The organism is Photobacterium sp. GB-50, from assembly GCF_003026755.1.
Classification (GTDB): domain Bacteria; phylum Pseudomonadota; class Gammaproteobacteria; order Enterobacterales; family Vibrionaceae; genus Photobacterium.
Genome location: NZ_PYNX01000002.1, coordinates 356,477 through 370,067, shown reverse-complemented (window position 1 = coordinate 370,067; position 13,591 = coordinate 356,477). Strand labels below are relative to the sequence as shown.

14 protein-coding genes and 4 tRNA genes are annotated in these 13,591 nt (G+C 39.3%); 5 read left to right on the top strand and 13 right to left on the bottom strand.

The annotated features are described in order from the left end of the window. Positions 1 to 77: 77 nt before the first annotated feature. A complete protein-coding gene (locus C9J41_RS04305) occupies positions 78 to 1,526 on the bottom strand; it encodes an NAD-dependent succinate-semialdehyde dehydrogenase (RefSeq protein ID WP_107294257.1) in 1,449 nt (482 codons plus the stop codon). A 239-nt stretch (positions 1,527 to 1,765) separates the two neighbouring features. Between C9J41_RS04305 and C9J41_RS04300 the strand changes: the two genes are divergently transcribed. After that, a complete protein-coding gene (locus C9J41_RS04300; RefSeq protein WP_107245984.1) occupies positions 1,766 to 2,605 on the top strand; it encodes a pirin family protein in 840 nt (279 codons plus the stop codon). A gap of 53 nt (positions 2,606 to 2,658) precedes the next feature. Here the strand turns inward: C9J41_RS04300 and C9J41_RS04295 are convergent, their stop codons facing one another. Continuing rightward, entirely contained in the window at positions 2,659 to 3,135 is a 477-nt protein-coding gene (locus tag C9J41_RS04295; protein WP_107287116.1) for a DUF2947 domain-containing protein, read from the bottom strand. Between the two features lie 168 nt (positions 3,136 to 3,303). Continuing rightward, a complete protein-coding gene (locus tag C9J41_RS04290) occupies positions 3,304 to 3,525 on the bottom strand; it encodes a hypothetical protein (protein WP_107206273.1) in 222 nt (73 codons plus the stop codon). 400 nt (positions 3,526 to 3,925) lie between these two features. On the opposite strand from C9J41_RS04290, the gene C9J41_RS04285 reads away from it, so the two are divergent. Next, positions 3,926 to 4,720, top strand: coding sequence for a DUF3108 domain-containing protein (locus C9J41_RS04285; protein WP_107206272.1), 795 nt, complete (start codon positions 3,926 to 3,928; stop codon positions 4,718 to 4,720). A 49-nt stretch (positions 4,721 to 4,769) separates the two neighbouring features. On the opposite strand, the gene C9J41_RS04280 is transcribed toward C9J41_RS04285, so the two are convergent. From C9J41_RS04280 to C9J41_RS04260, 5 genes are read right to left on the bottom strand one after another with little or no spacing between them, the layout of a single operon-like run. Further along, positions 4,770 to 5,021: a hypothetical protein gene (locus C9J41_RS04280; protein WP_107259608.1), complete on the bottom strand. Its 252-nt coding sequence runs from the start codon at positions 5,019 to 5,021 to the stop codon at positions 4,770 to 4,772. Between the two features lie 37 nt (positions 5,022 to 5,058). Then, a complete protein-coding gene (locus C9J41_RS04275; RefSeq protein WP_107245983.1) occupies positions 5,059 to 5,625 on the bottom strand; it encodes a gamma-glutamylcyclotransferase family protein in 567 nt (188 codons plus the stop codon). A gap of 4 nt (positions 5,626 to 5,629) precedes the next feature. Next, complete coding sequence (locus C9J41_RS04270) at positions 5,630 to 6,595, bottom strand: biotin-dependent carboxyltransferase family protein (protein ID WP_107294256.1); 966 nt, start codon at positions 6,593 to 6,595, stop codon at positions 5,630 to 5,632. Beyond that, complete coding sequence (gene pxpB / locus C9J41_RS04265; protein WP_107245979.1) at positions 6,583 to 7,281, bottom strand: 5-oxoprolinase subunit PxpB; 699 nt, start codon at positions 7,279 to 7,281, stop codon at positions 6,583 to 6,585. Before pxpB ends, C9J41_RS04270 begins: the two co-directional genes overlap by 13 nt. Before the next feature lie 9 nt (positions 7,282 to 7,290). Then, positions 7,291 to 8,046: a 5-oxoprolinase subunit PxpA gene (locus C9J41_RS04260; RefSeq protein ID WP_107245978.1), complete on the bottom strand. Its 756-nt coding sequence runs from the start codon at positions 8,044 to 8,046 to the stop codon at positions 7,291 to 7,293. 246 nt (positions 8,047 to 8,292) lie between these two features. On the opposite strand from C9J41_RS04260, the gene C9J41_RS04255 reads away from it, so the two are divergent. Further along, positions 8,293 to 8,475, top strand: coding sequence for a DUF3012 domain-containing protein (locus tag C9J41_RS04255; RefSeq protein ID WP_005368573.1), 183 nt, complete (start codon positions 8,293 to 8,295; stop codon positions 8,473 to 8,475). 90 nt (positions 8,476 to 8,565) lie between these two features. Here the strand turns inward: C9J41_RS04255 and C9J41_RS04250 are convergent. The 5 genes from C9J41_RS04250 to C9J41_RS04230 form a co-directional block, all read right to left on the bottom strand. After that, positions 8,566 to 8,652, bottom strand: a tRNA-Leu gene (locus C9J41_RS04250). Positions 8,653 to 8,755: 103 nt separating this feature from the next. Further along, positions 8,756 to 8,842 (bottom strand) — tRNA-Leu (locus tag C9J41_RS04245). 66 nt (positions 8,843 to 8,908) lie between these two features. Beyond that, positions 8,909 to 8,984: transfer RNA gene (locus C9J41_RS04240), tRNA-Gly, on the bottom strand. Between the two features lie 20 nt (positions 8,985 to 9,004). Beyond that, positions 9,005 to 9,078 (bottom strand) — tRNA-Cys (locus C9J41_RS04235). A gap of 173 nt (positions 9,079 to 9,251) precedes the next feature. Next, entirely contained in the window at positions 9,252 to 10,166 is a 915-nt protein-coding gene (locus tag C9J41_RS04230; RefSeq protein ID WP_107206266.1) for a PfkB family carbohydrate kinase, read from the bottom strand. A 734-nt stretch (positions 10,167 to 10,900) separates the two neighbouring features. Between C9J41_RS04230 and C9J41_RS04225 the strand changes: the two genes are divergently transcribed. Together C9J41_RS04225 and C9J41_RS04220 are read left to right on the top strand one after the other, a co-directional pair. After that, entirely contained in the window at positions 10,901 to 12,778 is a 1,878-nt protein-coding gene (locus C9J41_RS04225; protein ID WP_107206265.1) for a DUF294 nucleotidyltransferase-like domain-containing protein, read from the top strand. A 12-nt stretch (positions 12,779 to 12,790) separates the two neighbouring features. Beyond that, on the top strand, positions 12,791 to 13,540 hold the full coding sequence (locus C9J41_RS04220; protein ID WP_107206264.1) for a 3'-5' exonuclease: 750 nt from the start codon (positions 12,791 to 12,793) through the stop codon (positions 13,538 to 13,540). Positions 13,541 to 13,591: the final 51 nt, after the last annotated feature.

Genomic DNA, 13,591 nt, shown 5'->3' with positions numbered 1-13,591 from the left:
AAGAATAGAAAGAAGAAAGCTGAGAAACGCAGTGTAACTCAGCTCGCTAGACATAACGCTAAAAGAATAACAAAATGCTATAAGCCACCCATTAAGGTGTATTTCATCTCAGTATATTCTTCTAAACCTTGATGCGCACCTTCTCGGCCAATACCTGATTCTTTTACCCCACCAAATGGCGCGAGCTCTGTAGAAATTAACCCTTCATTCACTCCGACCATGCCATATTCCAGTGCTTCACTCACACGAAAAGCGCGTGATAATGATTGGGTATAAACGTAAGCAGCAAGTCCTGAGTCAGTATTATTAGCACGTGTAATAACATCTTGCTCATCCGTAAACTTAAACACAGCAGCTAACGGGCCAAAGGTTTCTTCACTCGCCACTAACATATTATCGGTTACATTACTGAGCACCGTAGGCTGAACAAAGCAGTTTGTTGAAGACTCTCGTGTACCTATGACAAGGTTAGCTCCTTTCATCATAGCGTCGTTAATATGTTTTTCGACTTTCTCAACCGCAGCTCGGTTTATCAACGGACCTATGGTTACGCCATTATCAACACCATTGCCAACCGTTAGTGCTGACACTTTTTCTGCTAGCTTTTCTACAAATTGCTGGTACACATCACTATGAACATAAATACGGTTAGTGCATACGCATGTCTGCCCTGCATTACGAAACTTAGAAACCATTACCCCATCAATCGCGCGAGATAAATCCGCATCATCAAACACAATAAATGGCGCATTACCACCTAACTCCAAAGATACTTTCTTAACAGTAGCGGCTGATTGTGCCATCAAAAGCTTACCTATTGCCGTTGAGCCTGTGAATGAAACTTTGCGAACTCGCTTATTGCTCATAAGCTCTGCGCCAATTTTAACGGCATCTCCCGTAATAACATTAAACAACCCAGCAGGAATGCCCGCCCGATGCGCGAGCTCTGCAAAGGCGAATGCAGTATAAGGGGTATCAGGGGCTGGTTTTAATACCACGGAGCAACCCGCAGCAAAAGCTGGACCACATTTACGTGTGATCATTGCTGCAGGAAAGTTCCAGGGTGTTATGGCAGCAACCACACCAACAGGCTGGCGAGAAACTAAAATACGGGCGTCTTCTTTATGGCTTGGAATGATCTCACCGTTTAGACGCTTAGCTTCTTCGGCATACCATTCAACAAAACTCGCCGCATAGGCAATTTCACCTTTCGCTTCAGCCAGTGGCTTACCTTGTTCGGCAGTAAGAATATGAGCTAATTCATCACGGTGTGAAACAATTAACTCATACCACTGACGTAAGATCATCGAACGGTGTTTCGCTGTTGTTTTTGACCACAATCGATACGCTTTATCTGCCGCATCAATCGCAATATTGGTTTCTTCTACACCCATAAGTGGAACATGACCAATAACTTCATTTGTCGCCGGATTAGTAATATTTACCGTTTTACCAGAAAAGGCGTCACTCCATTGGCCATTAATAAATGCTTGCTGTTTAAACAAGCCACCAAAAGAAAAAGTCATTCGTGTTTCCTATTATTTCGTCAATATTGAGTATCTATTTAATGTTGATTATTGTAATACAAATAAATGTTAAACGTTTAATATTCAACTTTCATTTTACCAGTAACCAAATTTTTGTTGCTAATAATGCGGCAGATCGGCGAGTAAGCAACTAGGCTAAAGAAGAGTTGAATATTAATTTGTAATGGCATGATACATAGGCTTGTTTTCTAGCCTTACGAAAACAGGTAACAATAGCAATGACTAGAAAAATTGCAGTAATTCGGCACGGCATAAAACACGGTGCCATCGTCACCTATATCGATACCCCGCATCTTCCTGATACCAACCCCTTTATCCTTTGGGATCATTATTTATCTACTAACCGAGCACATAATGAACTAGGTTTTCATGGCCACTCAGGTATCGATGCTGTCAGCTATCCCGTTATCGGATCAATCCAAAACGATGACAGTATTAACGGTAAAAATCACATTCAAACGGGTGATATTCACCTCACCACCTGTGGTTATGGTATGGCACATAAATCACTGATGAAACCACACAATGGGATCGCAGAAGCGTTTCAAATGTGGACCGCTTCGCCTTCAGAGAAAGAAGGAGAAATGACTGCGCCATCAAGCACTCATATTGCCAGTAAAAAACTACCTCTCGTTGAAGGCACACACGCGACAACAAAAGTACTCATTGGTCACTACAATGGTGTTGAAAGCCCAATAAAACACAACTGCAATATTATCTATCTTGATATTATTGTCACGTCATACGGTAGTTGGACATTTACACCACCAGAGACCCATGTTGCAGGTTTTATTTATTTACGCTCAGGTCACGCCTATATCGCAAATAATCAACTACATCCGAATCAAATGGGAATTTTTGCTCACTCGCAATTACCCATTACCGTCACAACCACAAACCACAGTGCACGTTTTTTTATTGCGTTAGGCGAGCCATTAAACCAACCTTTAATAACAAAAGAAGGCTCGGTTCATTCTTCAAGCAATAATTTACACATCGCATTAAAAAATATTCAACAGATCATAAAACAATTACAGCCCATTGAAGAAAAAACATAAATAACAACGCCCTGTAATTTAAAAAGAAATAAATATTACAGGGCGTTAGAAAATTATGGGCGTGATGCTAACTGATAAGTACCATTGGATTGAAACCACAGCGCTTGTTTTTGTTTGCGACCCAATAGAATTGGACCATCATCAAAAAACAAAAAGTTTTTCCAGTTACGTTTAAATACACCCCATTTAGTTTCTACAATATTGTACTTTTCGTAGCAAAAATAAATCGTTGTATTATCTTCCCATTGCAAAGCTGTCAAAATAGCAGCTGGCAATGATGCATCATCATCGTTATCCCAAGCATCTTGCCAATCTTCAGGCTCTGACCAGTTTTTTGTATCTGCCGCCCAATCACCGTGCTCAAAGTGATCAGAATCCGGACTCTGTTTACTAATATGTTCCTGCCACAATTGCGAAGAACGCGCTTGGGTTAACGGTTTTATTTGCTCAAGATCTGTCGTAGGAACAGGCATCGAAGCATGGGTAAAAATCCACTTACGCGTGTAATTATCAAGTTCGGTGTAATTCATCAATTAGCCTAAATATATAATGACACCGCAATGTACATCAGACACAAAATTTGTTCCAGTTACAGGCTAAGAAAAAAGCATTCTTCATCGATGATCTCAATGTATCAAAAAAGCTACGATCATCATCGTACTTCATCCATCACTTCCCGTGATTATAATTATCCTGTTTTATTTTTCGTTACCCCATAAATTGCTTACCCAACCGCCTGCATTGTCATCATAATGACTATCATCAAATGTTGTTATTGGCTTTATGGGGTGTTCATTATTATGACTTTCTAGTAGCTGTGATATGTGCATCGCCATAGGATCACCTGTCGATTTCATTTGATGCCGAGTTGCAACTTCTTTGATAATTTGTAATCGATATGACGAGTTCATTTTTTTCATCACACACTCCTCTTTCTTTAGACATAAACGTATAAAAAATAGGCGCGCTAACACTAAACGTCAAATAACTGTATTACTAGTGTCACAACAGACAGGTATAGACCTCGAGATAAAATTTCTTAAATAACAACACGTTATTTTTTAATTAAAAGATGATCTTTACGACCGTTTACAATCAAAATCATAACCACATGATTTAAAAGGAATTAATAATAGATTAATTTTTTATTTCATTTCAGTCCTATTATTAATTATTACGCTGAAAAAGACATTTGCAGAATGATCTATATAATCGAAGTGGCTTGGTGCATAAAACACATGCTACTTGATCATCTTGTTACCAAACCTGTTAAACTATAAAACGCTAATGTTCGTTATATCTAAATGTTTAGGAGTACCTGTGCGTTTATTGTCTTTATTTACTACGTCGGTTTTATCTTTATTGAGTGTAACAGCCATTGCAGCACCGACAAGTAATCCTTCAACAGCACTACAAAAAGTAAGTCATGCCACCTATTCTTTTCCGAACCAATTTCATCAATGTAAAAAGACATTAAATTACAATATCTTTTTTAAAGGTCAGAAAATTGGTCATTATCAACGTCACATTGTTTGGAAAGGTGATAACGCTGATATTTATACCAACAGTGAGGTTGATGTTTTAATCACTAAATCAAAAATGCACTCTCATACTCAATTACATTGGTCAGATGCTGCTCAACGCTTCATCACGGATAAATTTCAACGAACGATCACTGGACTAATGGCAGGAAATGTCAGTGTAACGTTTAGTAACGATGGCCATAACTCTACAGTGACTGATGATGGAAAAACGCAGAAATATACCAATGCTTTCGCGCCTATTCTTGATGGAGACACAATTGGTAGCCAAATGCGTCTTGATTTAATTGAAGGTAAAAAGAACTTTGATTTCATCATGCAAAATAGTGACGAAACTAGCCACTACTACTTTGCAGTCGTGGGTAATGAAACAATCGATACTAATTTTGGTACTCTAAATACTATTAGGGTTAATCAAACGAGAAAAAGCGATCGCCAACTTTCATTATGGTTTGCGCCATCACTTGATTATCAACTCGTAAAGGCAACTTATCACCGTAAAATTGTCGATTTAGAAGCGGTACTTATGAGTAAAAAGATTGATTGCCCACCAAAGCAGTTATTCAAAAAGTAATCCTCATTGGTAGCAAGAAGCCGAGTTGACTTATAACTCGGCTTCTTATTTATTTCATCGTCACTTTGCCACCAATGATTTTAAATGCAGGTGTACCTCTTACTAATGCATCTCGTGCGAATACCACACCACATTCAGGGCATATTGCAGATTCAATCGTAAAATCTTTTACAATTCTTTCTTTAAAACATTTTACTAACGCCCCTTTTCCACCTTTTCGATATTTAAATAAGAGCGTTTTACATTTAGCACAAAAGATATCAACTGTTTTTGTCGGCCCTTTTTTATTCGGTTTTGCCACCGTAGATCTCGCTTAAATGATAACGATAAGCAGATCGTTAATTACCTGAAATCGTATTTTCAATGAGTATATCAATCTGCTTTCTATCAACATCATAAACGCCAGCTAAGTTGCCGTATTTAGGCGAATGACGATCATTTTGATAAGGGTATTGCCAGCCTGTCGTCGTTGCGATAAACATCTCTGCAAATTGATGTGAAATAGATAAACATCCCGCTAAAACCGTATCAACATAGGTTTGTGTAATAGGAAACTGCTGACAAGGTGGTAAAGCACTATTATTGATATACACCCAAACTGGTTCTGATAATGTGAGCTTCGTATTTTCTAACAATTCAATTTGTTGTGCAGTAATTTGAATACGTTGATAACCATGTTCTCTTTGGTCAAAGTCTCTCAAACCTTTTTCATCAACTTCAATTAACACGCCATTACAGACACCTTGTCCCGGCTTTACGACTAAAGGTGCGATAGGATAACTGCCATCAACATTACCCCATGAACGCTGTAAACCATGCACTAATGCAGGATAAGATTTACCAGTATTACCTGTACGGTTTCGCGAGTATTTATTGATCAGGCTTCCATAGCCGAAAATATACATCCAATCACCTTTCTTTCTTTTCGTTACCACAATTGAAAACATTAAAGAATCGACAGAAAGTAAACCATTTCTGTAACTCAAGTTCAAATCGCTCTGGGCTTAATGGTGAAAATCGGATTGAATCTCCCGGTTTTAATTGACTAACCAAATTAAGATCGCGCTGAGTAATGCAACCTAAAATAGGATATCCTCCCAACGTTTGTCGATCATTGAGTAAAATAATGGGCTCTCCTGATGCAGGAAATTGAACCGCTCCCTTTGCTATAGGTTGAGAGATCAATGTCATCTTATTGGGGAGGATCTTTTCCCCTACAAGCCGATAGCCCATGCGATCACTATGTTGACTCACTTGATATTCTGACTGATAAAACTGCTGCTTTTGCTGTGAAGAAAACCACTCTGCTTGATATGATTCAATAATAGATACCGTTAACTTTTCGGCATAATGGGGTATATAGCGTGCGGGTACTGCTTGAAAATGATAAACGTTATTTCCACCATATTTAGAAAGTCGTTGCCCCTCTTTTAGTGACTGCCCCGTACCATCAAAACCGCCCAGATGATTCCTAGCGACTGTCGATACACTACCTAGACTTTCTTTAACACAAAATCCACCGTCAATGGCTAAATATGCTCTTAACCCCTGACGTGCATAGCCTAACTGCAATACTTGCCCACGCAATAAGCGTACTGTTTGCCAGGGCATAACCTTTTTCCCATCAATCTTGGCTTGCATATCAGCACCAGTGAGAGCGATAGTACAATCGGTAAGAACGTTAAAACTGACTTGCCCTAATGTGATCTCTATTTGAGCTGCATTAGGATCATTATTTAACAATAAATTCCCCCAGCAGAAAGCATGAAGATCCATTGCGCCACCTTGGCTTAATCCATGCTCTGCCACACCATATCGACCGAGATCTTGCAACTGCATTAGCATCCCTGATTCAATGATCTCTAACGCTTCCATAACTGCCCTCCTAGATCTAAAAATTCTTGTTTGGTGATCGCAAAAAATTGCACCTGATCGCCAATTGAAAAAATAGATAACGGGTACTGATCAGCTAAAAATAAGGATTGCGGACAATTACCAATAATATGCCAACCTCCTGGACTTTGATCGGGATATATTGCGGTTTGGTTATCGGCAATACCGACGCTTCCTGCTGGTATTTGAAGCCGAGGTGACAACAGTCTAGGCATTGCGATTTCAGCATCCACCGAAGATAAAAAAGCAAACCCAGCAGTAAAACCTATTGCACCTACCTGATAGATTTTATCACTATGTCGAGTAATGACTTGTTGCTCTGTTAACTGGCTATGAGCGGCGACAGTAGCTAAATCTGGCGCAACATCTGAATGATAATAAACAGGTAATTGATGCAGTTTTGATGTTGAATGGCGAGAGCCTTTATAACTTAGTCGATGATCAGCAAACCATTGCTCACTTGCCGCAACCAATAAAGAATAACAATTACAGTCCAGCCGAAAATGTAACATCACTTTAGTATACGAGGGAGTAACATCGATTAATTCACGACTATATTGTGTTTTAATAAACGTCACGTAATCAGCAATCATGGCTGTTGTTTCAGCGGTAATTTTCTGCCCAAATTCCACCATCATGGCTGATTCAGTTAACCGACTAATAAGCATAATAACGTCCTATTTATTATCATTTGCTGACTGCAATAACAGGGCGATCTCTTTAATTGTTGCAATTGATTCAGGGTTATCACCATGCACACAAATGGTATCAACCTGTAATGTTAATAATTTCCCACTCTGGGTTCTCACTTTACCTTGAGCGAGTTGTAATACTTGCGCTTTTATCAAATCAGGATGGTGATGTACTGCACCAGCTTCATGTCGTGGAACTAATAATCCATCGGCTGTGTAAGCTCTATCTGCAAACGCTTCAAAAAGTAAAGAAACACCTTTTTGTCTGGCTATTTGAATATATGCCTCATTATTTGCTCGTGACAGGACCATAAGAGAAAGAGGAAGAACACGGGAAGTATTAAGTTTTGCGATCGTTGAAACAATGACTTCGAAAATTTCAGGATCTTGCATCATTTGGTTATATAACGCGCCATGAGGCTTCACATACGTAATAGATACAGCATTCAGCCGACATAACGCATCTAACGCCCCGACTTGGTAAGCCACACTATGACTGATTTCATCCAACGTATGGGGAATAGGCCGTCGTCCAAACCCTTCTTTATCATTATACCCAGGGTGAGCACCTATGATCACATCATGATGTTTAGCTAAAGCAATCGTTCTTGCCATCACTGTCGGATCGGATGCATGAAAACCGCACGCAATATTCGCCATATTGATCCATGGCATCACTGCTGCATCATCTCCCATATTCCAAGCACCAAAACTTTCGCCCATATCACAATTTAATTTCATCATGCCCTCCTTACAATCATGCCAAATCACGGACTATCAATAATTATCTTAGCCCTCCGAAGCATCAGAGTATTGGTATTTAGCAAACCAGCCTTTTCCTTTGTTATTGAAATATTACATAATTATCACATAAAACACTTTTTAAAATTTGCTAATACGTGACCTTTCAGCCATTCTTACGGCATTGTGAGTAATCGCAGAAATTTAACGCTGAAGCTGATAATTAATCAGTAATAAAGGATGTTTATGAAGAAGTTATTTATTTTATTAGGTGCTGTAACATTACTTTCTGCATGTACACCGGAAGTGGGCAGTGAAGATTGGTGTAACCAATTAAAAGAAAAACCAAAAGGTGATTGGACAGCGAACGAAGCAACCGAATTTGCTAAAAGTTGCATCATTCGTTTCGGCACTGATAGCGATAAATAACAAAAAAGAGCCTTTCGGCTCTTTTTTATTTGATGTACTCACATTACAGACGAAAAAAAAGCTCATCTAATGATGAGCTTTCTTTATAGATGGTGCCCCGGGCCGGACTTGAACCGGCACAGCGCGAACGCCGAGGGATTTTAAATCCCTTGTGTCTACCAATTCCACCACCAGGGCACGCAATTACTTGCGATGGGTAAGACACCATCTGTAGATATCGCTTATTCGCTATATCTTTTAATTCTATTTTTTCTTTTTTACCTAATAGGTAAAATAAAGATGGTGCCCCGGGCCGGACTTGAACCGGCACAGCGCGAACGCCGAGGGATTTTAAATCCCTTGTGTCTACCAATTCCACCACCAGGGCACGCAATTACTTGCGATGGGTAAGACACCATCTATAGATACCGCTTATTCGCCATATCTTTTAATTTGGAGCGACACACGAGGTTCGAACTCGTGACCTCAACCTTGGCAAGGTTGCGCTCTACCAGCTGAGCTAGTGTCGCATAATATTCTCAAAAGAGAATGGAGGCGCGTCCCGGAGTCGAACCGAGGTCCACGGATTTGCAATCCGCTGCATAGCCACTCTGCCAACGCGCCATTTTGTTCACACCGAGGAGTGAGTTGCTCTTCGGTATGGGGTGCATTCTACGTAATGTAGCTTTTGAGTCAATACTATTTTTTAAAAAATAATGCTAAGCGATTATTTTACAACCAAATTATATGATTCAGCCTGTGATTTGGTCATCATAAGATGTAAAAACATCATTGCGTTACATCATATCTCGCATTGCTGCAGCAGGGATCACTGCTTTAGAATGAGTCTGTACTTTTAAAGTCAGCTCTTTTCCAAGATTAAGTGAATGGCGAATGCTTTTACCGCTAATCCTTCCGGCCAGATATCCTGCAATAAACGCATTATCTGCAATATAATCCGTCGTCTGCCCTATTGGTTGGATCACAGATATCTTCATTTGAGTATGAAGGGCTTTAAGATCGCTTATCGGGTGGTCGCTATATTGTTTAATAACTAATTCACAGCAGTTCGAGTGACTATAGCGTTCAATAATGTCAAAGCTAGTGCCCCAGATTCGTTGTTCGTCTTTTATCTCAATGAAAGCAATGTCTATATATGGTAATAACTGACATATCCAGTATCTTGCTTGCTGTGGTGTCCACATATGAGGCCGATATCGATTATCAAAATAGACTTTGCCGCCATCTATTTTATATTTTTCTAACAGTACCAATAACGCTGCTTTTGCTTCATCGGTTAATAATGCAAAGCTTACTGCACTGATATAAATAGCATGATAGTTATAGTTACTTAATGCTATTTCAAGTGGTGATGACTCCCTTGAAAAGTAATAACGAGCAGCATTATCTTTATTCCAAAAATGGCGGTAACAGTGCCCTTCTCTATCTGTCTCGATATAACAAAGATCAGGGAATTTAGTCGAAAGATACCGGACTAAACTCGTATCAATGCCTTCTTGCTGCCAACACGATAATAATGATAGTGATAACTTATCAGTCCCTACGGCAGTCGCATAACTGACAGAAATAGCTCGAGATTGTCCAAGCCGAGACAAATACAAGGCTGTATTGGGTACATCTCCACCATACGTTGCATACTTAGTCGTGTTATTTATTTCAACAAGCGCTTCACCAAAGAAAACAATTCTCATACGGATACCCCATCGTCAGATATCTAAGATTATGCTTCCATTCATATTCATCGTTATGTTGTTTATTAAAGCCTAATACAAATACGACGAATATTGATAATACAATCATCTAGATTTAAAGTATTTTCAGTTCATTATATGGCATAAATGCAATCTCCATGATTAACGTTATTAATGACGTTTTATCAGCTCTCTTCGATGAAAATAGATAGCTACTGCGAAGATACTTTTGTCTCATTATTTAAAAGAAACGACTTAAATACTGATGATTATCTATGCTATTTTTGTCGGCAAGATCTCATCATTATATATTATTACGTTATTTAACTAAGGTATGTAATGTACATGGATTCAAGCCTTTTTATTTGATCTTGCTGTTCTTCTTTTTGCAATGTCGGTAGGTTTTGCCGTTTCGTTTCTAACAGTAAAATATGATGAGATTGATGAGGTAATTGAAAGCAAAATTGAAGCGTGTTTTTTCTCTGGGGCGCGCCTTATCGGTAGCGGCTGTATTGCTTATCTCTTGATGTAATTCAATTTTCAGAATAATTTGACCTATCTTTTACGCTTGTAGCCGTGACAAGCGTTTAATTCCTCTTCCGTATGCTTTAACCTCATTTATACGTTAAACTTTCATCTATCTATTACTTAATCGCTTTCTTAGCTTTAATAAGCAATAGATCATTGAATACCCAACGCCAACTAAATACTTGCCTTAAATAACGGAAGATGTAATGGAAGCGGAACAAATAGAAATTCTCAATTTTATCTCACAGTATCCGCCTTTTGATACTTTGCCAGAAGAGCAACTTCATCAACTTGCTCTTGAAGTCGAAGTCGCTTATTACCGTGCGAGCACCATGATATTGAATACTGGCGATAGCATTCATGATCTGTTTTTAATTCGAAGTGGTGCTGTTGAAATATACCGCCGTAAGGGCGAGCTCTACAATCGTCTTGATGAAGGTGATATTTTCGGCCAAATGGGCTTGTTGATGAACAACCGAGTCCGAATGCCAGCAAAAGCGCTAGAAGATACTCTACTCTACTGTATTCCCAATACTCTATTTATTGAACTTTGCGATAAATACGATAGCTTTGCGGATTTCGTTGAAGTTGAAGATGGGGCTCGTTTACGTCATGCCGTATCAAGCCAACATGATGAAAATGATCTGACGACATCAAAACTAAGAACTTTGATCACTCGTGATGCCGTCATCATTGATCAAAACGAAACCATTCAAACGGCAGCACAAACAATGGCTGAAGAAGGCGTTTCTGCATTATTACTCAGTGACAGTAATGCTACCGATGACGATGATGAAAACGATTATGTCACGGGAATTATTACTGATCGTGATTTATGTACCCGAGTATTAGCCGAAGGTATTTCAACCTCAAAGCCTGTTTCTTCAGTCATGACAGCAGAACCCATTACACTCGATCATAATGCCTATGTATTTGAAGCGATGCTGACTATGCTGCGTTATAACATTCACCATTTGCCTGTACTTAGAAACAAACAACCAATAGGTGTTATTAGCGTTTCTGATATTGTTCGCTATGAATCGCAAAATAGCTTACTTCTCGTTAGTAGTATTTATCAGCAGCAATCTGTAGAAGAGCTCATTCAATTATCAGCACAAGTTAAAGACTGCTTTGTGCGCATGGTTAATGAAGACGCTAACTCGCACATGATTGGCAGCGCAATGGCAGAAATTGGACGCAGCTTTAAACAGCGTTTATTAGAATTAGCAGAAGAAAAGCTCGGTCCACCACCTATTCAATACTGTTTCTTGGCCTTAGGCTCTATGGCACGAGATGAACAACTCATCGTCACAGACCAAGATAACGCCATTATTTTAGATAATTCCTTCGATCATGATAAACATAATGCGTACTTTGAAGCACTTGCGACTTTTGTTTGTGATGGCCTTGCTGCATGTGGTTATGCCTATTGTACTGGCGGCATTATGGCGACAAATCCAGAATGGCGAAAAACCCGACATGAATGGGAACAATGTTTTGCTGATTGGATTGATAATCCAAAACCTCAAGCGTTATTAAATAGCTCTATCTTTTTTGACTTAGGCGGTGTTTGGGGCAGATTACGTTGGGCTAAACAACTTAATGGTTTTATTGTTCGTCGTGCCCGTAACAGCCCTCGCTTTTTAGCTTGCCTTGCACGCAACGCAATCAATCGCACGCCACCATTAGGCTTCTTTAAAGATTTCGTAATGGAAAAAGATGGACGTCATAATAACTCGATTAATCTAAAACGTCGTGGTACAGCGCCATTAGCAGATTTGATTCGTGTCCATGCCCTTGCGGTAGGTTCACGTTCACAAAATTCGCTCGAACGTTTGGACGATATTATTGAAAGTGGAATTTTACCACCGGGACGTGCTCAAGATCTTCGCGATGCCATGGAATATATTTCATTGGTCCGTATTCGCCATCAAGCATTGGATGTTGAAGAAGGACAAGAACCTGATAATAGTATTGAGCCTGAAAATATGTCCGATTTTGAACGCCGTAATCTTAAAGATGCTTTCCAAATTTTAAGTAAAGCCCAAAACTTCGTGAAATATCGCTATCAAGCAACACGTTAAGGGTAACGAAGCATGTTTAGAGAAGTATTCAAAAAAACATCATCAACCCACTTCATTCGTAATACTCCGATAGTGGATTGGCAAACAAAGTTTGCGGAACTTGCCCATGATGCTAAAGACCAACGAATTAAACAATATTATCAACATGGTATTTTTAGTGGTGATACCCCATTAAAGGACATTGAATTTGTTGCTTTAGATTTTGAAACAACAGGGCTCAATGCTAACAAAGATGACATTATTAGTGTCGGGCTTGTTCCCTTCACCATCAATCGTATTTATTGCAGACAATCACAGCATTGGGTGGTAAAGCCAAAAGCAAAACTAGATGAAGACTCCGTCATCATTCATGGTATTACACACTCAGATGTACAAACGGCGCCAGATATACGTCGAATTTTAGAAGCGGTATTAGATTCTTTAGCAGGTAAAGTCGTAGTGGTGCATTACAAAGCCATCGAACGACAGTTTATGGATAAGGCATTACGAGTGCGATTAAACGAAGGTATCCAGTTTCCTGTTGTTGATACTTTAGCGCTTGAATCATTTATCCAAAACCAGCAATACAGTGGTATTTGGGCGAGATTAAAAGGGAAAAAGCCAGGTTCAGTTCGATTAGGGAAATGTAGAATTCGATATGGATTACCCGCTTACCAACCTCATCACGCGTTAACAGATGCCTTAGCGACAGCTGAGCTATTACAAGCTCAAATCGCATATCACTTCCCCCCCGATACGCCAATTGATCAAATTTGGGAATAAAAAAAAACCGCAGTATGAACACTGCGGTTTTTATTACCATTTTAGGCTAAA